Annotated in this window: 20 protein-coding genes and 1 tRNA gene; 5 read left to right on the top strand and 16 right to left on the bottom strand. The window is 63.0% G+C overall.

Going from position 1 to position 22,903, the window contains the following annotated elements:
- Window positions 1-8: 8 nt before the first annotated feature.
- From glgA to ACTNFK_RS07580, 3 genes are read left to right on the top strand one after another with little or no spacing between them, the layout of a single operon-like run.
- Window positions 9-1,457 (top strand): glycogen synthase GlgA, encoded by a 1,449-nt coding sequence (glgA, locus tag ACTNFK_RS07570; protein ID WP_435936659.1) that lies wholly within the window; start codon window positions 9-11, stop codon window positions 1,455-1,457.
- Window positions 1,454-3,655: a glycogen debranching protein GlgX gene (gene glgX / locus ACTNFK_RS07575; protein ID WP_435936660.1), complete on the top strand. Its 2,202-nt coding sequence runs from the start codon at window positions 1,454-1,456 to the stop codon at window positions 3,653-3,655. The genes glgA and glgX overlap by 4 nt, the downstream gene beginning before the upstream one ends.
- Entirely contained in the window at window positions 3,652-5,343 is a 1,692-nt protein-coding gene (locus tag ACTNFK_RS07580) for a glycoside hydrolase family 13 protein (RefSeq protein ID WP_435936661.1), read from the top strand. The genes glgX and ACTNFK_RS07580 overlap by 4 nt, the downstream gene beginning before the upstream one ends.
- A gap of 68 nt (window positions 5,344-5,411) precedes the next feature.
- Here ACTNFK_RS07580 and ACTNFK_RS07585 read toward each other — a convergent pair whose 3' ends face one another.
- The 13 genes from ACTNFK_RS07585 to ACTNFK_RS07645 form a co-directional block, all read right to left on the bottom strand.
- A complete protein-coding gene (locus ACTNFK_RS07585) occupies window positions 5,412-5,780 on the bottom strand; it encodes a RidA family protein (protein ID WP_435936662.1) in 369 nt (122 codons plus the stop codon).
- 140 nt (window positions 5,781-5,920) lie between these two features.
- Window positions 5,921-6,508, bottom strand: coding sequence for a DM13 domain-containing protein (locus ACTNFK_RS07590; protein WP_435936663.1), 588 nt, complete (start codon window positions 6,506-6,508; stop codon window positions 5,921-5,923).
- A gap of 234 nt (window positions 6,509-6,742) precedes the next feature.
- Window positions 6,743-6,818, bottom strand: a tRNA-Ala gene (locus ACTNFK_RS07595).
- A 36-nt stretch (window positions 6,819-6,854) separates the two neighbouring features.
- A complete protein-coding gene (gene rsfS, locus ACTNFK_RS07600) occupies window positions 6,855-7,235 on the bottom strand; it encodes a ribosome silencing factor (protein WP_435936664.1) in 381 nt (126 codons plus the stop codon).
- Between the two features lie 29 nt (window positions 7,236-7,264).
- The gene (locus ACTNFK_RS07605; RefSeq protein WP_435936665.1) at window positions 7,265-8,533 is read right to left on the bottom strand and encodes a hypothetical protein; all 1,269 of its coding nucleotides are present in this window, start codon (window positions 8,531-8,533) and stop codon (window positions 7,265-7,267) included.
- Window positions 8,534-8,536: 3 nt separating this feature from the next.
- Window positions 8,537-9,172 carry a nicotinate-nucleotide adenylyltransferase gene (gene nadD, locus ACTNFK_RS07610; protein WP_435936666.1) on the bottom strand — a complete coding sequence of 212 codons (636 nt, stop codon included), beginning with the start codon at window positions 9,170-9,172 and terminating at the stop codon, window positions 8,537-8,539.
- Window positions 9,138-9,350: a hypothetical protein gene (locus tag ACTNFK_RS07615; RefSeq protein ID WP_433646534.1), complete on the bottom strand. Its 213-nt coding sequence runs from the start codon at window positions 9,348-9,350 to the stop codon at window positions 9,138-9,140. Before ACTNFK_RS07615 ends, nadD begins: the two co-directional genes overlap by 35 nt.
- 85 nt (window positions 9,351-9,435) lie before the next feature.
- Entirely contained in the window at window positions 9,436-10,689 is a 1,254-nt protein-coding gene (locus ACTNFK_RS07620; protein ID WP_435936667.1) for a glutamate-5-semialdehyde dehydrogenase, read from the bottom strand.
- A 10-nt stretch (window positions 10,690-10,699) separates the two neighbouring features.
- On the bottom strand, window positions 10,700-11,500 hold the full coding sequence (proB, locus tag ACTNFK_RS07625; protein ID WP_435936736.1) for a glutamate 5-kinase: 801 nt from the start codon (window positions 11,498-11,500) through the stop codon (window positions 10,700-10,702).
- Entirely contained in the window at window positions 11,500-13,005 is a 1,506-nt protein-coding gene (gene obgE, locus ACTNFK_RS07630; protein WP_435936668.1) for a GTPase ObgE, read from the bottom strand. Before obgE ends, proB begins: the two co-directional genes overlap by 1 nt.
- 89 nt (window positions 13,006-13,094) lie before the next feature.
- Window positions 13,095-13,349 (bottom strand): 50S ribosomal protein L27, encoded by a 255-nt coding sequence (rpmA, locus tag ACTNFK_RS07635; protein ID WP_433646537.1) that lies wholly within the window; start codon window positions 13,347-13,349, stop codon window positions 13,095-13,097.
- 35 nt (window positions 13,350-13,384) lie between these two features.
- Window positions 13,385-13,693, bottom strand: a complete 309-nt coding sequence (rplU, locus tag ACTNFK_RS07640) for a 50S ribosomal protein L21 (protein WP_433646538.1) — start codon at window positions 13,691-13,693, stop codon at window positions 13,385-13,387.
- 171 nt (window positions 13,694-13,864) lie between these two features.
- The gene (locus ACTNFK_RS07645; RefSeq protein WP_435936669.1) at window positions 13,865-16,426 is read right to left on the bottom strand and encodes an Rne/Rng family ribonuclease; all 2,562 of its coding nucleotides are present in this window, start codon (window positions 16,424-16,426) and stop codon (window positions 13,865-13,867) included.
- Window positions 16,427-16,652: 226 nt separating this feature from the next.
- On the opposite strand from ACTNFK_RS07645, the gene ACTNFK_RS07650 reads away from it, so the two are divergent.
- Window positions 16,653-17,264, top strand: coding sequence for a vitamin K epoxide reductase family protein (locus tag ACTNFK_RS07650; protein WP_435936670.1), 612 nt, complete (start codon window positions 16,653-16,655; stop codon window positions 17,262-17,264).
- A 9-nt stretch (window positions 17,265-17,273) separates the two neighbouring features.
- Here ACTNFK_RS07650 and coaE read toward each other — a convergent pair whose 3' ends face one another.
- The 3 genes from coaE to polA form a co-directional block, all read right to left on the bottom strand.
- On the bottom strand, window positions 17,274-17,885 hold the full coding sequence (gene coaE, locus ACTNFK_RS07655) for a dephospho-CoA kinase (protein ID WP_435936737.1): 612 nt from the start codon (window positions 17,883-17,885) through the stop codon (window positions 17,274-17,276).
- Between the two features lie 80 nt (window positions 17,886-17,965).
- A complete protein-coding gene (gene rpsA / locus ACTNFK_RS07660) occupies window positions 17,966-19,414 on the bottom strand; it encodes a 30S ribosomal protein S1 (RefSeq protein WP_433646541.1) in 1,449 nt (482 codons plus the stop codon).
- Between the two features lie 191 nt (window positions 19,415-19,605).
- On the bottom strand, window positions 19,606-22,230 hold the full coding sequence (gene polA, locus ACTNFK_RS07665; RefSeq protein ID WP_435936738.1) for a DNA polymerase I: 2,625 nt from the start codon (window positions 22,228-22,230) through the stop codon (window positions 19,606-19,608).
- A 185-nt stretch (window positions 22,231-22,415) separates the two neighbouring features.
- Between polA and ACTNFK_RS07670 the strand changes: the two genes are divergently transcribed.
- Window positions 22,416-22,853 carry a hotdog fold thioesterase gene (locus ACTNFK_RS07670; protein WP_433646645.1) on the top strand — a complete coding sequence of 146 codons (438 nt, stop codon included), beginning with the start codon at window positions 22,416-22,418 and terminating at the stop codon, window positions 22,851-22,853.
- Window positions 22,854-22,903: the final 50 nt, after the last annotated feature.

The raw sequence follows: 22,903 nt of genomic DNA on the forward strand, positions 1-22,903 counted from the left end.
ATTGAGCCATGGCCCGAATTCCCCGTCGCATCCTCTCGGTGGCCTCCGAGTGCGCTCCGCTGGTGAAAACCGGCGGGCTCGCCGATGTGGTGGGCGCGCTCCCGGGTGCGCTGCAGCCTCTGGGCTGGCGCACGCGGATCCTCATGCCCGCTTACCCCGGACTCATCGAGCGGGTGGGCAAGACCCGACGGATCTGGCGAGACGATGACCTCTTCGGCGGCCCCGCCGTGATCCACTACGGAACCTATCAGGGGCTTGACCTGCTGCTGCTCGATGCGCCGCACCTGTTCGACCGGCCCGGCGACCCCTACAGCGACGGCGGTCAGGAGTATCCCGACAATCACGTGCGCTTTGCCGCACTGTCTTGGGTCGCCGCGCGGCTCGCGATCGAGGGCACGAGCGATCGCTGGCGGCCCGATATCGTGCACGCCCACGACTGGCACGCCGGCCTGGTGCCCTCGTACCTGAAATACGCGGGCGCGCGGGTTCCGAGCGTGATGACGATCCACAACATCGCCTTTCAGGGCATCTTCGGCCCCGACCAGCTCGATCGGCTGCGCCTGCCGACCTGGGATTTTCACCCCGAGGCCCTCGAGTACCACGGCCTGGTGAGCTCCCTCAAGGCTGGCCTGATGCACGCGACCCGAGTGACCACGGTCAGTCCCACCTACGCCGAGGAGCTCACGACACCGGAGTTCGGGTTTGGCCTCGAGGGGGTGATCGCGGCCCGGCGCGACCGCGGCGAACTGACGGGTGTGCTCAACGGCATCGACACCACCCTGTGGAATCCGGCGAGCGACCCGCACGTGCTCGCCTACTCCGCCGACAAGCCCGACGCCAAGGAACGCAATCGGCGTGCGCTCCTCGACGAGTTCTCGCTCGACTCCCCCGCTGGCCCGCTGGCCGTTGTCGTCACGCGACTCACGCATCAGAAGGGGGTGGATCTGCTCCTCGAGGCGCTGCCGCAGTTCATCGAAGCAGGTGGCGTCGTCATCGTGCTCGGATCGGGAGACGCGGGCTACGAACACGGCCTGCGCGAGCTGGCATCCAGGTACCCGGGTCGGATGGGCGTGCGAATCGGCTACGACGAATCGCTCAGCCATCGAATGTATGCCGGCGGCGATCTCGTGCTCGTGCCGTCGCGCTTCGAGCCGTGCGGGCTCACCCAACTGTACGGGCTGCGGTACGGCGCGATGCCCGTGGTGGCCGCGACCGGGGGCTTGCGCGACACGGTCGTCGATGCCTCACCCGAGCACCTCGCAGACCGCACCGCCACCGGTTTCACCTTTGCCGACATCGACGCGGCCGGGTTGGGCTGGGCGCTCACGCGCGCCCGCGAGGTATATGCGGATCGCCCGGCCTGGCTGAGGCTCCGCGACCAGGCCATGCGCACGCCCGTGGGCTGGGAGCCGTCGGCGGCCAGATACGCCGAACTCTTCTCGGAACTGGTGAAATGACGCACTTCGTGAATCGCGCGGTCACTGCGGGGCGGCCCTGGCCGTTGGGAGTCACGCCGGATTCCGGCGGGGTCAACGTCGCCGTGTGGGCGCCCGAGGCCACGCTGCTCGAGTTCTGCCTCTTTGATGCGAACGATGTCGAGGAGCGGATCGCGCTCCCTGCGCGCGACGGCGGGATCTGGCACGCGCACATCACGGGAGTCGGTATCGGTGCCCGATATGGACTCCGCGCAGATGGCCCCTATCTGCCTGCCGAGGGGCTCAGATTCAACCCGAACAAGCACCTCATCGACCCGTATGCGCGAGCCCTTGATGGCACGCTGCACTGGGATCCACTGCTTTCCGGGTACGACGCCGCTGATGGCTCCGATCTCACCTTTGACGCGCGCGACAGCGCCCCGGTCGTGCCCAAGTGCGTGGTAACCGACGCGCATCCGGGCAGATCGACCGCGCCCGATCCCGCCTCAAATCGGCCTCACCACGCACTCCCCGACCTCGTGATGTATGAAGCACACGTGAAGGGCATCTCGGCGGCGCACCCGGGCGTGCCCGAGCACCTTCGCGGAACCTACGCCGGCATGGCGCACCCGGCGATCATCGACCACCTTGTCGCGCTCGGGGTGAACGCGGTTGAGCTCATGCCCGTGCAGGCGTTCTTCGACGACCAGTTCGTCGTCGAACGAGGCTTAAAGAATTACTGGGGATACCAACCGATCGCCTGGTTCGCGCCCGAGCCTCGCTACGCGCACCGCGATGCCGAGGCCGAGCTGCGCCACCTGATCTACACCCTCCACGAGGCGGGAATTGAGGTGATCATCGATGTGGTGTTCAATCACACCGGCGAGGGCGACGAGCTCGGCCCGACGCTCAGCTACCGCGGCCTCCACAATCGGGGGTACTACAGGCTGCTCGATCAGGGGCGACACTACGTGAACGACACGGGCACGGGCAACACCCTGGCCGTGGATCAGCCGATGGTGCTACGCCTGGTGCTCGACGGTCTGCGCCACTGGGCCCAGCACTATGGAGTTGATGGGTTTCGGTTTGACCTGGCTGCAACCCTTGGCCGCACCGCGCACGGGTTCGATTCCGCAGGCGCCTTCTTCCAGTCGGTGCAGCAGGATCCCGTGCTCTCCACGGTCAGGCTCATCGCCGAGCCGTGGGATCTGGGGCCGGGCGGGTTTCAGCTCGGCCATTTTCCTCTCCCGTGGGCGGAATGGAACAGCCATTTTCGCGACGGCGTGCGCCGCGCCTGGAAGGGTGATCCACTTGGGCAGGTCAACCTCGGGTCGATACTGCTCGGCTCCGCCGTGCTCTTCGACCACTCAGGGCGTGACACCACGGCTTCGGTGAACTTCATTACCGCGCACGACGGATTCACCTTGGCCGATCTGGTCTCGTATTCTGAGAAGCGCAACGAGGCCAATCTAGAGGAGAACCGCGACGGGCACGACGCGAACCACTCAGACAACCTCGGCTTCGAAGGGCCCAGCGACGATCACACCGTGGTCTCGGCGCGGGCGCGACGTGTGCGCGGAATGCTCGCGACCCTGTTGCTCTCGCAGGGGGTACCGATGCTGCTCGCCGGCGACGAGATCGGCAACAGCCAGGGTGGAAACAACAACGCCTACCCGCAAGACAACGAGCTGGGCTGGGTCGATTGGACCTCGCCCGACACCGAGCTGCTCGACCTGGTACGGAGTCTGACTGAGGTGCGGCGCCGGCTCCCGGTGCTGCGCCAGCGCCGCTTCCTGCACGGCGCCCTGCGCCAGGATGGGCATCAGGATGTGGTGTGGCGCCTGGCGAACGGCAGCGAGCCCGGGCCCGAGGACTGGAATGATCCGCAGTGCCGCTTGATGGCCGCAGAACTGCGCGGCGCGGCGGGCGATGTGCACGGTGAGGCGCTTACCGATGCAGTGTTCATGATTGTCAACGTGGGGGGCGCGAGCGAGGTGCGCCTTCCGCCAGCTGACGCTGGGCTGAGTTGGCACCTCGAGATTGACTCCGCCAGGCCCTGGGCGACGAGCACCGAGACGGGCGCCGCGACGAACACCGCATCGGGCAGCTACCCGACGCTGGCGCAGTCGGTCGTGCTGTTCTCCACGGTGCCTGGCGTCAGTTCCGACCAGATCCAAGACACGAGTCACCGCACCCACGCCGCCCGCACCACTCGCACCATCCGAAAGGTCACTCCGTGAGCGATCCACTCCCCCCGCGTCCACCCGCGCGTTCACCCGCGCACGCGGCCGCCGCAACCGATGAGTGGTGGCGCAGCGCGGTCATCTACCAGGTGTACCCGCGCTCGTTCGCCGATTCCGACGGCGACGGGGTCGGCGACCTGCCGGGCATCACCTCAAGGCTCACGTACCTGCGCGAGCTCGGCGCAGACGCGGTGTGGATCAGCCCGTTCTTTGTCTCGCCGCAGGCCGACGGCGGGTACGACGTGGCCGACTACTGTGATGTGGATCCGGTGTTCGGTACCCTCGACGATGCCGACGCGCTCATCGCCCGCGCCCACGAGCTCGGGCTGCGCGTGCTCGTCGACCTCGTCCCCAACCACACGAGCGACGAGCACCCCTGGTTTCGCGCGGCGCTCGCCGCCGCACCGGGCTCCCCCGAACGCGACTGGTACATCTTCCGCGATCCAGACCCCGCCGACCCGGAGCGACTCCCCAACAACTGGCCTTCGGTGTTCGGCGGGCCGGCGTGGTCGAAGACTCCCGATGGGCAGTGGTACCTGCACCTGTTCGATTCCGGGCAGCCCGATCTCAACTGGGAGAATCCCCGTGTGCGGGCAGCGTTCCTCAATATTCTGCGCTTTTGGCTGGACCGCGGGGTGGATGGATTCCGCGTTGACGTCGCCCACGGCATGATGAAGGCTCCGGGACTCCCGGATTTCGCGCACACCGCGGAGGATCTGCAGGCTGGCGTGATCCCGACCCACGCTGCACCTTTCTGGGATCAAGATCGCGTGCACGAGATCTACCGATCGTGGCGCCAGCTGCTGGAGAGCTACCCGGGCGAACGCGCCATGGTGGCAGAGGCGTGGGTGCAGCCGCACGACCGGCTGGCACGCTACGTGCGACCCGACGAGCACCACCAGGCGTTCAATTTCGCGCTTCTCAGTTCGGCATGGAGCGCGGCTGCGCTGCGCACGAGCATCACCGATTCCTTCCGGGCGAACGATTCGGTCGGTGCCCCTACGACTTGGGTGCTCTCGAATCACGATGTGATCCGCCACGCCACCCGGCTCGGGTGGGTGGGCGATGAGGCGACACCGCAGCTCGGCACCCGCGTGCCGACTCCGCACCCCGAGCTCGGCCTGCGGCGTGCGCGTGCGGCAACCACGCTGCTGCTCGCGCTCCCCGGCGGCGCGTACCTCTATCAGGGCGAGGAACTCGGTCTGCCCGAGGTGCTTGAGCTCGATGCGCACGTGCGGCAGGATCCGACCTTTCGCCGAACGGAGGGCGCAGTGCTCGGGCGGGACGGGTGCCGCGTGCCGATTCCGTGGGAACGGCACGCACCGGCCTTTGGCTTCAGCCAGTCGGGACGGTCCTGGCTCCCCCAGCCGACGGGTTTCGGCGAGCTTGCGATGGATCAACAGGAGGGGGTCAGCGGATCCACCCTGGAGCTGTATCGCACACTGCTCGCCACGCGTCGCTCTCTGGCCCTCGGCACCGGGGCGCTCGTGTTCGTCGAACTCGGCGAACACCTCCTAGCATTCGATGTCGAGACTCGGCGTGGGGTGATCCGCGTCGTGCTGAATCTCGGCGAGGCTGATTGGCCGATCCCCGCACACATGCAGATCCTCGTGTCGAGCTCACCTACGGTGACGGATCGCCTGCCCACCGACTGTGCGGTGTGGCTCGCAGATCGCTCGGGGTGAACGGGAAGCGGCTCCGCTGCGCTCACTGTGTCGTCACTCACTGTGTCGCCGCGAGTGATCGCCAGAGCTCAGATCAGTGCGTCGGCTTCAATCTCCACCTTGAGGCCGGGGGCTGCCAGGCCCGCCACCGCGAGAATCACGATTGACGGGCGGATCTCGCCAAACACCTCGCCGTGCACGTCGCCGACGGCATCGAAATCTGCGATATCTGCGAGGTAGACGCGGGTGCGCACCACATCGCTCAGTGAGGCACCGGCTTGCTCGAGCGCGGCGCCGATGCGGCGGAATGCCTCACGAGCCTGATCCACAGCATTCTCACCCACATCACCGGCCGTCGTACCCGAGACGAACACGAAATTGCCCTTCTTGACCGCGCGGGAGTACCCCATCTGCGCTTCGTAGGGTGAGCCGGAGGAGATATTGATGCGATCAGACATGCACACGCTTTCTACTGAGAAACGATTCAGCGGGGTTTCGCTGGTTCCTATATTGGCGGATCCGCGGTGCAGCGTGCGACACGCGCGCCAGCACGACTTGCGGTTCTGGCCGGGTCTCGCCATCGGAGATCGGAGCCGATTCACTGCGGGGACAGTGAGGCTGCTCCGAATGAGACGGAGAATTGTGCGCACCATGAGTCCACTGTTAGGAACGCGTCGAGGTTGACATCATCGGGGATATCGTAAAGCTGGTTTCCTATATTTCCTTTGATGAGGCCGAGGTCAATGAAGTCGTATTGACCTGCGGTGAACCATCCGTCAGTTCCGGGAACAACTGGACCGGAGCTGAGCCAGACATGCACGTCCGGTCCATTGCTTGTTCGCAGGTTCTCGAGAAGGAGTTGTCTGCTTCCGTCCGGTAGTTCAACTATTTGAGCAAGTCCGGAAGTTACGTGTTCGTGGGAGGTAGATTCTCCGCGCGAAAGAACGGTGGCAGGCTGGGGCGCATCACGAGGAGACTCGGGCGCTGCGTTGGATTCAGCCTCCTGAGGGCTGTCGCTCCGTTCTCGTTCGGAAGTGGTGAGCGGAAGCGTGTCATTGACTTCTACTTCGATGAACAAGAGCCAGGGTTTGAAGAGTACCAATCCGACGACCAGCGCAATCAAAACGAAGGTGCAAAGAATCCAAGCCCAGCGGCGTTGTGAAACGGAACCAGTTCGAGTCGTCATGTCAACCTCTTGGAACGAAACACCTGGACCTCTACACGAGGTGGATGTGTGTTCAGAGTAGTACCGAATTCATGGGAGTGAACCCAGACAAACCCTGACGCATCTTCGGCGAAGATGCACTGAACCCGCCACGCTTCACCGTGTTTACCGATAGCCCGTGTTGTGGATCGAGTCCCGCCAACTGTCTAACCTATGTCGCGACTCATGGTGTAACCCATGTCCCGACTCATCACATGGTGGATCTGAGGGGACTCGAACCCCTGACCCCCTGCATGCCATGCAGGTGCGCTACCAGCTGCGCCACAGACCCATAGGAAGTCGGGCGAATGCTCACCCGACAACTCTTCTACTTTACACTATCGCCCTGATCAGATTGCAAATCCGCGGTCTCGGCGATGAAGCCTTCGAGGTCGATGACGGGGCAATCCTTCCAGAGGCGCTCGAGTTGGTAGAACTCGCGATCCTCCTGGTGAAACACGTGCACGATGAGGTCGCCGAAGTCGAGCAACACCCATCGACCACCGCCGCGACCCTCGCGCCGGATGGTGCGGGCACCCGAGGCATTCAGCGCGTCCTCCACCTCATCGGAGATGGCCTGCACGTTGCGCTCGACGCTTCCGCTGACAATGAGGAACACATCGGCAAGCGCGAAGTGCTCGGATACTTCCAACGCCACCGGCGTCGTTGCACCCTTTGACTCGGCTGCCAGTACTGCTGTACGCAGCATCTGCTGCACACTTGGGCTATCTTTCACGTTTAACCAAACATCCCTGAAGTTGCTCCCCATACCAGTAGCGCCACAACGGCCACTACCAAGCCGCCACCCGTGGCAATCAGCACCACGGGGAGCTTACTCTTTTCTTTCTGCGCCTCGGTCACGACCGGACCAAGCGTTGCTCGGGCACTCACTGCGCGCGCGGCTGAGACCGGGGCGATGCCGCCGGAACTCGCCGCACGATCTGCAAAACCCAATTCATCGAGCGGATCCGCCTCGACCGAGTCGAGCAGGCTCGCATGGCCGCCGGTTTCACCCAGTGACCTCGGCAGCTCAATGGAGCCAGTAATGTACAGCTCCCCGGTTTCACCGAGACGACCGGCCAGCTGGCCACTCTCGGGCATAGCGGGCAAAATCAGTGCGGACGAACTCGAAGCGCTCGCCGCGCCCTCCTGCGCCACGGCACGCGAAATGATGTCATCAAAGCCCCCGCCATTTTCGCCCACGGAGCCCGGGTCTTTCCCCGAGACTCCGCGCGAGGCCGGATTGTCAAACACAGAAATTCCGTCATCGAGTGGCGCAATGTCAGGAAACGTATACGCCTGCGGGGCTTCTGCGGCCCGTGTGGATCGCTCGCGGATCGCGCTGATGGGAACTGTGTCTGCGGCGATTTCCGCGTCCAACATCTCATCGCCGTCTTCGTCGGCATCGCCATCTTCGTCGGAGTGGATTTCGACGACCTCGTCAACTTCGGCTGCGGTGGTGGCTGCGGCGAAATCAGCGGGCGAAAATGGCTGAGTCTGTGCAAGGTGATCATCAAAAGCGGGCACAGAGGAATCGGGCTGCGGATCTCCTGCAGCGTCGTCTTGAACCGCCACAGTCTCCTCGGCCTCGAAGAGCTTCTCGATCTCGACCGCTTCAGTGTCCGTAGTTGCTTCAGTGTCTGCAACTACTTCCGGCGCCTCATCGGCCTGAATGACCGGGGCATCGGTCACACCCGGTTCAGACTCCTCGGCTGGAGCGTCAACGTCAGCGTTGACGCTCGGCTCGAGCGCAGCAACCTCTTCGGCTTGGGCAGCACGCTCGGCGAGTGCCTGCTCGCGGAGTTCACGCATCTCACGACGCGTGCGAGGCCGGCCATGCTCGTCAACCGGCGAGATGACGATTTCCTCGAAATCGACGAGGTCTGTTCGTGGATCCGCTCCGGGCGCCGTTGCACCGGATACCACGGGATTCATACCCGTCTCGCCCAATTCTTTAAGTCGACGCTCGCGTCGGCTCAGTGGGCGATCCTCTTCATTGTCACTCATGCGTCAGTCACTTTCTTCGCTGTACAGATCGTGTTTGGCGATGTACTGCACAACCCCGTCGGGTACCAAATACCAAACGGGATACCCCCTGGCAACGCGACTGCGGCAGTCGGTTGAGGATATCGCCAACGCAGGCACTTCCAACAAGCTTACGTGTTCATCAGATAATCCCGAAAGCGAGAGCTCATGGCCCGGCCGTGACACCGCGATGAAGTGTGCGAGATCCCACAGCTCGGGCACGTCTTTCCAACCAACGATCTGGGCCACCGCGTCGGCGCCCGAGATAAAGAACAGGTCGGAATTCGGATGCATGGCCTGCAGGTCGCGCAGGGTGTCAACGGTGTACGTCGGGCCATCGCGATCGATGTCGACTCGACTCACCCGGAAGTTCGGGTTAGAAGCCGTCGCGATCACGGTCATCAAATATCGGTGCTCGCTCGGTGAAACGTTTGATTTGTGCCAGGGCTCGCCCGTCGGCACAAATATCACTTCGTCCAGGTCAAACCACTTCGCAACCTCACTGGCTGCGACCAAGTGTCCGTGGTGGATCGGGTCAAACGTTCCACCCATCACCCCAGTGCGTCGCTTACGCGGCGCCTCAATCTCAGTGATGCTGGGTGTTGCCGTGCTCGCGGGCATACGCCTCGGCCTTTTCCGCGTGGCGGTTCGCAACATCACGGAAGCTGAAGGTGACAGCCGCGAGAGCAGCAAACAGCACGAACATGATGACCCCGAAGAAGAACGCGGGGAACCACAATTCGTTGACGACGTGATGCCCCTCTTCGGCGGCAAGTGCGATCGTTGCGAGAACAGACATCAAGCTTCCCCTGCATTCATTACGGTACGTTGAACGTAGTCAGTCTAGCGGGTTCCCAGGTTTCGAGTGGTGAGGCCGCGACACGCTAGCGAGTCTGGCCATCTCCCCGCACCAGCCACTTGGTGCTCGTGAGTTCTGAGAGCCCCATCGGGCCGCGTGCGTGCAGCTTCTGCGTCGAGATCCCCACCTCAGCGCCGAAGCCGAACTCTCCACCGTCGGTGAAGCGCGTCGAGGCATTCACCATGACGACCGCTGAGTCAACCTCCGCGAGGAAGCGTTGAGCGCTCGCGTAGTCCTCAGTCACAATCGCCTCGGTGTGGCGGGTCGAGTATCGCTCGATGTGCGCGAGCGCCTCGTCAAGTGACTCGACCACTCTTACTCCCATTTCAAGCGCAAGGTGCTCGGTGGCCCAGACATCTTCACTTGCCTCGGCGATACCTGCAGCAAGTCCGCGTGATGCCTCGTCGCCCCGGAGGAGAACTCCGGAATCCACCAGTTCGTCAGCCAAGCGAGGCAGCAACCGTTCGGCAGCGTCGCGGTGCACGAGCAGTGTTTCTGCGGCGTTGCACACACTCGGGCGGTGCGTCTTCGAATTCCGCACGATCGCCAAGGCCTTCTCGGGATCAGCGCTCGCATCGACGAAGACGTGCACGATGCCCGATCCCGTTTCGATCACCGGCACCGTAGATTCCTGCACCACCGTCGAGATCAGCCCCGCGCTCCCCCGAGGAATGAGCACGTCAACATAGCCGCGGGCACGCATCAGTCGACTGGCGCCCTCTCGCCCGAAGTCGTCAATCGTCTGCACCGCGCCGCCGTCAAGCCCGGTGGCAGAAATCGCCTGTTGAATGATTCCTACCAATTCCCGATTCGAGTTTTCGGCGGCGCTGCCCCCGCGCAAGACCACGCCGTTTCCGCTCTTCAGCGCCAATGCGGCGATATCTACGGTGACGTTTGGGCGGGCCTCGTAGATCGCACCGATAACACCGAAGGGCACCCGCACCTGAGTGATCTGGATGCCGTTGGCCAGTGTGCTTCCTCGCACGACCTGACCGATCGGGTCGGGCAGAGCAATCACGTCTCGCACCGCGTTGGCGAGCCCGTGCAGTCTCGACTCGTTTAACAGTAGACGGTCAAGCAAGCCCTCCGTCAGCCCTGATTCGCGGCCACGATCCAGATCGATCTGATTCGCGGCCACCACCTGATCGACACCCGACTCGATCGCATCTGCAATTGCGGCAAGAGCAGCATTCTTCTGCGCTGTGGTCGCCTGTGCGAGCCCGCGGGCAGCCTGGCGGGCCGTGTCAAGTCGGTCGATGAAGGTATCTGAGGCACTCATGTGCCCCAGTTTAGCGATCCGCCCGCGCCTTGGCCGAGAACCGGGTGCCGTGTGGTTCGCCGTTGAGTACGCCGGCAAGCAATTTAGTCTCGGTAAGCAGCACCTCAGTGCCAGCTTCGGCAGCAAGCCTGGCCGCCTGAACCTTGGTCGCAGCTCCCCCGGTTCCCCAGCCTGACTGTGTGGCACCAATTTCCACGCCCTCGAGTTCGTCGCCGTACGCGACGTGCGCGATGCGAGTGGCGCCGGGAGTCGTGGGCGGGGCCGTGTACAGCGCGTCGACATCAGAGAGCAACACCAACTGATCCGCTTGGATCAGCTTGGCCACCAGAGCCGCAAGCCGGTCGTTGTCACCGAATCGGATCTCGTGCGTCGCGACCGTGTCGTTCTCGTTGATGATGGGAAGGATCCCAAGCGCCAGCAACCGCTCAATCGCGCGCTTCGCGTTGCCTCGGTGCGTCGGGTTTTCCATATCACCAGCGGTAAGCAGCACTTGCCCGGCGATAATTTCGTGCACACTCAGCGAGCGCTGATACCGGTTCACCAGGATGTTCTGGCCCACCGCAGCAGCGGCCTGCTGAGTCGCGAGGTCGTCAGGCCGCTCGTCGAGCCGCAAGAACGGCACCCCCGTGGCGATGGCACCGCTCGACACGAGAATGACCTCGCTGCCCGAGCGGTGCAGCCTGGCGAGTGAATCGACAAGGCTCGGAATCTGTGCCGCGTTGTCTCCGCTTACCGACGATGAGCCGACCTTGACCACGATTCGGGATCCCGCGAAGCGCGGTGGCGCACCGTCGTTCCCGTGCCCCTCGATCACGAGTCTTCGTTCCAGAGCCCGGCCTTTCGCTCGGACTCGAGATTGGCGCGCGCGGCAGCCTTAGCATCCATCAGATCGTGGTAATCCACGCGACGCTCCTGGTTCGTGCGCCGATCGGTGGAATCGACCCGCGCGTCAGTACCGCGGGCACCCATCTGCACCTCGGCAGCGCTCGTGAGCGTCGGCTCCCAGTCGAAGATAACGCCAGATCCGGGCCCGATAACCACCGTTGATCCCGCAACGGCACCCGCCTTCACGAGGGCATCTTCGACACCCAGCTTCTGCAGTCGATCCGCGAGGTATCCCACAGCTTCGTCATTCGTAAAGTCGGTCTGCTCGACCCAGCGCTCAGGCTTCGCGCCGAGAATACGGAAGATGGTGCCATACGACCCACCTTCGGTCACGACACGGTATCCGCTGTCATTGACCGGGCGCGGCCGCAGCACGATCCGTGGCGAGTCGATCGCCGCAGCAAGCTCGCGCTCACGTGCCGTCTCGACGAGTTCTGCCATCGCGAAGCTGAGTTCGCGCAGGCCGTGGTGCGAGACCGTCGAGATCTCGAAGACCGTGTAGCCGAGAGCCTCAAGCTCCGGCTTCACAAAGTCGGCGAGCTCTCGCGCCTCTGGCACGTCGACCTTATTGAGCGCGATGAGTTGCGGACGCTCAAGCAAGGGGGTCTGACCCTCGGGCACTGGGTAGGCCGCGAGTTCCGCGCGAATCACCTCAAGGTCAGATAGTGGATCACGCCCCGGTTCGAGCGTGGCGCAATCGAGCACGTGGAGCAGCGCGCTGCACCGCTCAACGTGGCGCAGGAAATCGAGCCCGAGGCCCTTCCCCGTACTCGCGCCCTCAATCAGGCCAGGCACATCTGCCACTGTGAAGCGGTGCTCTTCGACCTGCACCACCCCAAGATTCGGGTGAAGGGTAGTAAACGGATAGTCTGCGATCTTCGGCTTTGCCGCGCTGATCGCGGCGATCAGGCTCGACTTGCCAGCTGACGGGTAGCCAACCAAGGCCACGTCGGCGATCGTCTTCAGCTCAAGCGTGAAACTTCCCGAATTGCCCGAAGTGCCCAAGAGAGCGAAGCCCGGCGCTTTGCGCTTGGGGCTCGAGAGCGACAGGTTACCGAGCCCACCGAGACCGCCCTTTGCCGCGATGAACTTCGCCCCGGGCTCGGTGAGGTCAGCAAGCGTTTCGCCATCTCCATCTTTCACCACCGTGCCGATGGGAACGGAAAGGATCAACTCGGTGCCGTGGGCACCGTTGCGGTAGTCGCCAGCACCGAAGCCGCCGTTCTCTGCAACGCGGTGGGGTCTACGGTGATAGTCGAGAAGGGTGGTCGACTGCGGGTCCGCAAACAGCACGATGTCGCCACCGTTTCCGCCGTCGCCGCCGTCTGGGCCCGCGAGTGGCTTGAATTTTTCTCGTCTTACGGACACACAACCATTGCCCCCGCGACCCGCCTGCAAGTGCACCTGCACCTGATCAACGAACGTCACCATTACGCGCCTCCCCTCATCCTTCTCAACGAACTACCCTAGATACGGCAAAAGGCGAGCCGAAGCTCGCCCCTGCCTATTACAAACCGAACTTACGCTGCGGCTACCACGTTGACGACCTTGCGGCCGCCCTTCGCGCCGAACTCGACTGCGCCTGCAGCCAGTGCGAACAGCGTGTCGTCGCCACCGCGGCCGACGTTGGCGCCGGGGTGGAAGTGTGTGCCACGCTGACGAACGAGGATCTCACCTGCGCTCACCTGCTGACCGCCGAAGCGCTTCACACCGAGACGTTGTGCGTTGGAGTCGCGACCGTTGCGGGTCGAACTCGCGCCCTTCTTATGTGCCATCTGCCTGTCTCCTTACGAAATCTTTGGGGCTCGGGTTACTTAATTCCGGTGACCTTGATGCGGCTGAGGTCTTGACGATGACCCTGGCGGCTCTTGTAACCGGTCTTATTCTTGTACCGCTGGATCACGATCTTCGGGCCGCGAAGATCGTCGAGCACCTCAGCGGTGACCTTAACCTTTGCAAGCTTCGCGGGATCGGTGGTGACCTGATCGCCGTCCACGAGAAGGAGGGCGGGCAAATCGAGCTTGCCGTTGGCATCACCGGTCACCCGATTGACGGTCAGGATCGTACCGACCTCGACCTTCTCCTGCCGGCCGCTTGTGCGCACTACTGCGTAAACCAATTGTCTACCTTTTCCTCGAGAACGTTCTTCCGCGTTCCCGGCGAGGCCGGGAGCTGTCGGGGAGAGCGCGCATAGCGCTCCATGCAAGAGACCACTCAGTTTTTGAGTGGCACCAACGGTCAACTTTATCGCAAACCATCGGTACGGTCAAATGCAGCCAGGGTCGGCGTGTTAAGACTCACCCTGGGCCGATTCGATCGTGGGCGTGGGATTGTCTCCCCGAATTGCAGGGGTACTCACGCGACGACCACGACTGCGGCTGCGGCCCGGTTCGGGCGCAGGAGGAAGCGCGTCGAGCACCGATCCCAGCAGGTCGTCAGGCGATGGTGAGCTGAGCGCCTCCGCACTGGATGCCAGTGGTCGCTCAGAACTCGCGCGATGCCCTCGCCCCGAGCGCCGACTCGCGGAATCGACCACGAGCTGCTCGACGAGATCGGCAGCCTCGGACGTGCTAACTCGTGCGGAAGCGGACGATGACTCAGATACTTGCGACTCACCGCGTTGACCTTCGCGAGATTCCTTGTTCTGCGACTGCCCGCCGCTTTCCTCATGATGCTCCTGCGCGCCGGGAATCGTCTTCGCGGCGATCTTCGCGAGCATGTTACGTGACTCATCAGTGATGGCATGAGTCTGCGTGTTCGGTGCCTGTTGCGACGTTGAGTTATTCCGACGTTTGGTACGCGGAGTCGGCGAATCCGCGCTCCGATGACGATTGACCGGCTCATGATGAACAATGATCCCGCGACCGGCGCACACCTCACAGGGCTCGCTGAACGCCTCGAGGAGCCCCAAACCCAGCTTCTTCCTGGTCATCTGCACGAGTCCGAGCGAAGTGACCTCCGCAACCTGATGCTTCGTACGATCCCGGCTCAGGCATTCGACGAGTCGGCGAAGCACGAGATCGCGGTTGTTCTCCAGCACCATGTCAATGAAGTCGACCACGATGATTCCGCCGATGTCACGCAGGCGAAGCTGCCGCACAATTTCCTCGGCAGCTTCAAGGTTGTTCATCGTGACGGTCTCTTCGAGATTTCCGCCAGAACCGACGAATTTGCCGGTGTTTACGTCGACAACGGTCATGGCCTCGGTGCGATCGATCACGAGGGAACCCCCCGAGGGCAGCCACACCTTTCGGTCGAGTGCCTTGGAGATTTGCTCACTGACGCGGAATTCGTCGAAGATGTCGCGACTCGCGTCGTACTTCTCTACCCGCTCAAGGAGCTCCGGCGCGACCTGATCGAGATAGCCGGTGATGGTGTCATACGTGTCGTCGCCCGAGATGATGAGCTTGTGGAAATCTTCGTTGAATACGTCACGAACGATCTTGATGAGCATGTCGGGTTCCGAGTGCAGCAGCAAGGGGCCGCCACCCTTCGCAACGCGCTGCTGAATCGAATCCCACTGCCGCGTCAAGCGCTGCACATCGTTCGTCAGCTGGTCTTCGGTGGCCCCCTCGGCAGCGGTACGCACGATGACACCGGCGCCCGTCGGCAACACCTCTTTGAGGATCTTCTTTAACCTGGCGCGTTCGGTGTCAGGGAGCTTGCGCGAGATACCATTCATGGCGCCACCGGGCACGTAGACCAGGAAACGCCCCGGAAGCGAGACCTGGCTGGTGAGTCGCGCACCCTTATGCCCAATCGGATCTTTGGTCACCTGAACGAGCACGTGATCGCCCGGCTTCAGGGCATTCTCAATACGGCGAGCCGAACTGGTTCCCTCGAACTCAGACCAGTCAACCTCGCCCGAGTAGAGCACTGCGTTACGACCGCGACCGATATCAACGAATGCTGCCTCCATGCTGGGCAACACGTTCTGCACGCGGCCGAGATAGACGTTACCGATGATCGACGACTCACTCGAGCGAGCGACATAGTGCTCAACGAGCACCTTATCTTCGAGCACACCGATCTGAATGCGATCCGACGTGGTGCGCACAATCATCTGTCGGTCTACCGACTCACGGCGCGCGAGAAACTCGGACTCCGTGATGACGAGGCGCCTCCGCCGGCCCACATCGCGACCCTCGCGTCGACGCTGCTTCTTCGCTTCTAAGCGGGTGGATCCCTTAACCTTTTGGGGTTCGGTGATCAGCGGGGCCTGTCTGGCCGGGGGGCGCGCCGCTTCTTCCTCAACGTATGAGTCCGGGCCGCTGCGACGGCGGGTGCGACGTCGGTTCGCAGGAGCTTCGCGTCCCTCAAACTCGTCGTTTTCAAAAGCCTCCGCGCGATCTTCGCGGGTGTTTCGCGTGAACTGGCGATCAAGGATGTCGTCAAGCTGGCGAAGTTCGGTGCGGCGCTGACGCGGCTGTACCGGAGGAACATCAGGTGCCAAGAAGATGAGGCGGGTGGTCGCGCGGAACCGCTCCTCAGGTGTCATCTCTGAGAGTGGAAGCAAGAGAATCGGTGCGGGTGCCGACTCGGGCTCGGCCGCAGCTTCAGCTTCAGCTTCAGGCTCGGGTGCGGCAACTGGCTCTGCTGCCGTCTCGGGCTCGACTGTCGTTGCCGGCTCACTTGTCGTTTCCGACTCACTTGTCGTTTCCGGCTCGCTTGACGTTGCCAGCTCCGTGACCGCAACTGGATCGGTGACGACGTCGCCCTCACCCACGGAATCTGCCGCGGGTTCACTACCGACCACAGAGGAGGATTCAGGCGCTGATTCGTGCCCTGCTGCGGCTTCCTCAACATCGGTATGTTCAGTGGAAACGGTTTCAAATTCGGGTTCATTCACCATTGCTGGTGTACTCCTCTGTCCGAGACGCGCTGTGTCATCTGCGGGAAAATCTCTTGCAGCGTGGCCGCCGCGAATACTGTGCTGCGCGAGGCGGGTGCCTCGTGCTTGGTCGCCCTGCGACCAAAAAAGACTGTCGTACCGAGCGTCTTCGTGACACCAGGTAACGGCTTCCATTATGGCACGCGGAAGCAGGGAACGCGCAGTGCACCCCAGTAGGATCATCGGCATGAGCACAGCGCCCCAACAGACCGCGCGCCCGGTCGGCTTCGCGATCCTCTCGATTCTTCTGGGAATGGTCGGATGGTTCGCATCATTCGAGCTCTTGACTGAATACATCAAGACCCTACAGAGCCCCGCTCACGTGCCGAACTGTAACATCAGCGTGCTTGTCACCTGCGGCCCCAACATGGGTTCGTGGCAGGGGTCCATACTCGGCTTCAGCAACACCATCATCGGTGTGAGTGCATTCGTCGCACCCATCGCCGTCGGCGTAGCACTCCTCGCGGGTGCCCGCTTTAGGGCCTGGTTCTGGCGGCTGTATCAGCTCGGGCTATTCGGCGGGTTCGTGTTGGTCGGCTGGCTGCAATTCCAGAGCATCTTCGCGCTCGGCACCCTGTGCCCCTGGTGCATGGTGGCCTGGGTGGCCATGATTCCGCTGTGGTGGTCGGGGCTCATCCACCCCTTCGCCGCAGGAAGTATTCCACTGTCGGCGCGCGGTCGACGCTTCTTCCGATCGCTCAACTCGTGGGTCTGGGTGATCGTACTCATCAACCTGTTCATCATCGCCGCGGTTGCCCAGTTTCAACTGAACTGGTTCGCGGAGTTCGCACGCGGCTAGGTTCCCTCATCAGGCGGCAGTTGCCCCTCCCGTAAGTCGCAGCCACAGCTCGTCGACCTGCGCCAGCGTCTCCTCTTCTGACCCACCCGTGTCGATCAGCACGTCGGCAATCGCACGGCGCTCTTCGTTGCTCGCCTGACTGGCGATGCGGGCGGAAGCGTCATCGTGATTCATCCCACGGATCGTCACCAGACGGTGGAGTTGCACCTCGGGGTGCGCCTCGGCGACCACGACGAGGTCAAACGGCCGCACCTCTCCGCCCTCTGCAAGGAGCGGAACGTCGTATACGACCACGGCATCTGGATCGGCCGCTTCTGCCTCAGCGATGCGCCGCGCCGTGAGTTCACGCACGGCGGGGTGCACGATCGCGTTGAGGTCGCCAAGAGCACCCTGATCGCTGAACACGATCTGTGCGAGTCCTTGGCGGTCGAGCATGCCGTCGGCGCCCAGGACGTGGGTGCCGAAGCGATCCACAATCTGCGACAGTGCCGGGGTATTCGGCAGAACCGCCTCTCGGGCGAGGCTGTCGGCATCGATGTGGACTGCTCCAAGCTCTGCCAGCCTCCGAGCGATGGTGGATTTTCCCGCGGCGATACCCCCGGTTAACGCAATGAGCTGCATAAGAGACACCCTACCGACTCGATGAGACGCCAAAGGCCTGGCCGGGGAATTATCCCTGGCCAGGCCTTCAGAGTAAGGGGTTAGTTGCCCTCGAGACGTGCCTTCAACGCGGCAAGTGCCTCGTCGTCAGCGAGCGCGCCAGCCTGCGACTCGCTCGAGTAGCTCGTCGCGCCCGAATCGGTCGCGGGGGCTTCAGCAAGCTCAATGAGCGACTGGCCGACCTGCTTCTTGTGTGACTCCCAACGAGCCTGGGCTGCAGCGTACTCCTGCTCCCACTTCTCGCGCTGGGTCTCGAAGCCTTCCTTCCACTCCTGGGTCTCAGGATCGAAGCCCTCGGGGTACTTGTACTCACCGTTATCGTCGTACTCGGCGGTCATACCGTAGAGCGCGGGATCAAACTCGGTGCCCTCGGGATCGACGCCCTCGTTCGCCTGCTTCAGGCTGAGCGAGATGCGGCGGCGCTCGAGATCGATGTCGATGATCTTGACGAAGACCTCCTGGCCGGCCGAAACGACCTGCTCAGCGAGCTCAACGTGCTGACCCGACAGCTCCGAGATGTGCACGAGGCCCTCGATGCCGTCCGCAACACGCACGAACGCGCCGAAGGGCACGAGCTTGGTGACGACACCCGGTGCGATCTGACCGATCGCGTGGGTGCGGGCGAATACCTGCCACGGATCTTCCTGCGTAGCCTTGAGCGACAGCGAGACGCGCTCGCGATCAAGCTCAACCGAGAGCACCTCGACGGTGACATCCTGGCCCACCTCGACAACGTCGGAGGCGTGCTCGATGTGCTTCCAGGAGAGCTCGGAGACGTGCACGAGACCGTCCACGCCACCCAGATCAACGAACGCACCGAAGTTGACGATCGAGGAGATGACACCCTTGCGCACCTGGCCGGGCTTGAGGTCAGCGAGGAAGGACGAACGGCTAGCCGACTGCGTTTCTTCGAGCAGCGCGCGACGTGACAGCACCACGTTGTTGCGGTTCTTGTCGAGCTCGAGGATCTTGGCCTCGATCTCCTGACCCAGGTAGGGCGTGAGATCGCGAACGCGGCGAAGCTCGATGAGCGAAGCGGGAAGGAAGCCGCGAAGCCCGATGTCGACGATCAGACCACCCTTGACGACCTCGATGACCGTACCGGTGACGACACCGTCGGTCTCCTTGATCTTCTCCACATCGCCCCACGCACGCTCGTACTGCGCACGCTTCTTCGACAGGATCAGGCGGCCTTCTTTGTCCTCCTTCTGGAGCACGAGTGCCTCAACAGCGTCGCCAACCTTCACCACCTCGTCGGGGTTGATGTCGTGCTTGATGGACAGCTCGCGCGAGGGAATGACACCCTCGGTCTTGTAGCCCACGTCGAGGAGAACCTCGTCGCGATCGATCTTCACCACGGTGCCCTCGATGAGGTCGCCGTCGTTGAAGAACTTCAGGGTCTTCTCGACCGCGGCAAGGAAGTCTTCGGCCGAGCCGATGTCGTTAATTGCGACCTGCTTGCTTGCCTTTTCGGTCGTTGCATTCGTCATGTAATTGGTCTCCAGATGGACAGGGAATCAGGCTGGACACGGTGATTCACGCAAAGGATTCGCGCGGATCAACGCACCATCCAGCATGTGGACATGGTTGATTCGTCACAGTTGTGACATTTCAGTCTATGCGACAGAAGATGGAAACCCAAGTCCGATTCCTCGAACGTCTAGCCTGGTGCACGCGAATGCTAGTGCGCTGCGGCATTCCAGTTCGGGCCGCGGCCGACCTGCACTTCGAGCGGCACCGTGAGGTCTGCTGCTCCCCCCATCTCCTCACGCACAATCACCTCGAGTTCTTCCCATTCACCGGGCGCAACCTCGAACATCAGCTCATCGTGAATCTGCAGGATCATTTGCGACGACAGCTTCGCCTCGCGCATGCGTCGTTCGACGCCGATCATCGCGATCTTCATGATGTCGGCAGCCGTGCCTTGAATCGGGGCGTTGAGCGCCGCGCGTTCGGCGTTCTCGCGCAACACCCGATTCGGGCTCGCAAGATCGGGGAACGGCCGACGCCTGCCGAACACCGTCTCGGTGAACATGTCACGCTTGGCCTGCTCAACCACCGATCGCAGGTAGTCACGCACCCCGCCAAAGCGCTCAAAATAGTCGGTCATGAGTTGCCTGGCCTCTGCCGCCGAGATACCCAGCTGTTTCGAGAGCCCAAAGGCGGAAAGCCCGTAGGCGAGACCGTACGACATCGCCTTCACCTTCGAGCGCATCTCGGCAGTCACTTCAGCCGGGGTCACCCCGAAGATGCGTGAGCCCACGAACCGGTGGAGATCCTCACCCTCGATGAATGCCTCGATCAGCGCAACATCGCCCGAGAGGTGCGCCATGATGCGCATTTCAATCTGGGAGTAGTCGGCCGTCATGAGTGCCTCGAACTCGGGCGCGTGAATGAAGCCCTCGCGCAGCCGACGCCCCTCCTCCGTGCGCACCGGGATGTTCTGGAGGTTCGGCTCGGTCGAGGCGAGGCGCCCAGTGCTCGCGCCGATCTGTAACAGGGTGGTGTGGATCCTTCCGTCGGGCTGCACCGCCTTAATTAGCCCCTCAACGATCTGACGCAGCTTGTTGGCATCTCGGTGTGCGAGGAGCGCATCGAGGAAGGGGTGCGGGTTCTTGGCCTGGAGGTCCGCGAGCGCGGCCGCGTCGGTCGTGAAGCCCGTCTGGGTCTTGCGAGTCTTCGGCATGTCCAGTTCGTCGAAGAGCACCTGCTGCAACTGCTTGGGCGAGGAGAGATTGACCTCTCGGCCAATCGCCGTGAAGGCGCGCTGCTCAAGCTCGGCCACACGCTCCCGAAGCTCGGCCTCGTGTGCCTGCAAGAGCGGGAGATCAATCTGCACGCCGCGATCCTCGAGTGCGGCCAGCACCGACACCAGCGGCAGTTCGATATCTGTATAGATCGATCCCGTACGCCCCTCGAAGCGCGACACTGCGACCTCGTGAGCTCGCACCAGGTACCAGGCAAGAGCTTCGGGCCCCGCCCCCGCACCCTCCTCGGGGAGCAATTGGTTCGGGTCGGCCTTCGGCACCTGCTCGCCCAAGAATCGGAACACTGCCTCGTCGAGAGTCTTCTCCGGCGTGCTCGGCCGCAGCAGCCAGGCGGCGATCAAGACGTCCCCCTCGATCCCGCGCATGGCAACCCCAGCTCGCGCCGCGAGTTTCAGCTGCGCCTTTGCGTCAAACAGCACCTTGGGCGCTTCTGAAGCAAGCCATTCTTCAAACTGTAGGTAATCACGGCCACCGGGCTGCCAGTGCACCAGCACGGTCGAATCAGGGGTGGCGATCCCCACCTCGAAACCACTGCCCGTGTCGGAAATCACAATGCCCGGCTGCACCGCCTTCGATAGCCAGTCGCCGAGCTCTTCGTCGAGCAGCAGACGACGTTCAGGCAGCTGGGGCGCGAGCGAGCTTGCGGCCGCGGCGGCGCTCCCGTCGGCCGCATCGATGCCCGCAAGCTTGCTCACCCGCTGCAGCAGAGTGCGGAACTCCAGCTTGGCAAACACCTGCTGCACGGCCGCCATGTCGATGTTGCCGCGCTCAAGCTGGTCGACACTCAGGTCGAGGTCAACGTCACGCACCAGTCGGTTCAGGCGACGATTTCGTTCGGCCAGATGTGCGTGCTCGCGGAGACTTTCCCCCACCTTCCCGCCAATTTCGTCCTGGCGACGCAAAATCTCCTCCAGCGAGCCGAACTGGTTGATCCACTTCACCGCGGTCTTTTCGCCCACCTTGGGCACCCCGGGCAGGTTGTCGCTCGTCTCGCCGACCAGTGCGGCAATTTCGGGATACTGTTCGGGCCTGATGCCGTAGCGCTCAAGCACCTTTGCCGTGTCGTACCGCGTCAGTTCACTCACACCCTGCTTCGAGGGGTAGAGCAACGTGATGCGCTCATCGACGAGCTGAATCGTGTCGCGGTCGCCGCTCACCACGAGCACGCGATACCCGGCGTCGGCCCCCTGAGTCGCGAGCGTGGCAAGAATGTCGTCCGCCTCGTAGTTCTCCTTCTCAATGGTGCGGATCCCCATTGCGTGCAGGGCCTCCTGCAGAAGAGGAACCTGACCCTTGAACTCGGCCGGTGTCTCGCCGCGGGTTCCTTTGTATTCGGGGTATTCATCAGTGCGGAACGAATGCCTCGAGATATCGAAGGCCACAGCGATTGAATCGGGCTGCTCGGCACCCAGCAGGTTAATCAGCATGGCGATGAACCCGTGGATCGCGTTGGTGTACTGACCGGACTGGGTTTGAAAACTATCCACGGGCAGCGCGTAGAACGCGCGAAATGCCAGGGAATGGCCGTCTATGAGCATGAGGGTAGGCTGAGTGTTCGACACCCACTTAGCCTACAAGCCGCCTCCGACGGGCGCGCCGATCGGCCCCTAAGAGGCACGGATATTATGAACGCGAGAAAGCGGATACGGTGACAGCACCCCGAGCAGAATCCACCGAGGGAGGCACGCAACCCACTGTGCCAACGGCATTAGACACCACGCCGGTGGACTCGCCGAACAACGCGGATGGCCAAGCATTCTTGAGCCGATTCGGAGTGGGCGCTCTCGCCGAACGCATGGGCATCGAGTTCACTGAGTTCACGCGTGAGCGCGCCGTCGCGACGATGCCCGTGCTCGGAAACACCCAACCGATCGGCCTGCTGCATGGTGGCGCCTATGTCGTGCTGGGAGAATCACTCGGTTCGACGCACGCGGCCTTCGTGGCACCCGAGGGCACGGTTCCCGTCGGAGTCGACATCAACGCAACCCACACGGGTTCGGCCATGGCCGGTGTCGTCACCGGGGTGTGCGTGCCGATTCACGTCGGTCGCACGATCTCGGTGCACGAAATCGTCGTGCGCGATGGGGCGGGCAAACGCTGCTCCACGATCCGCATCACAAACCTCTTCAAGCAGGTGGCCGAGCCCCACGCGGCCGGCTAGAACGACGAACACCCCGGTCAGAAACCGGGGTGTTCGTCTCGCCGCTTCGT

It is taken from the genome of Leucobacter fengyongliangi, assembly GCF_052386045.1.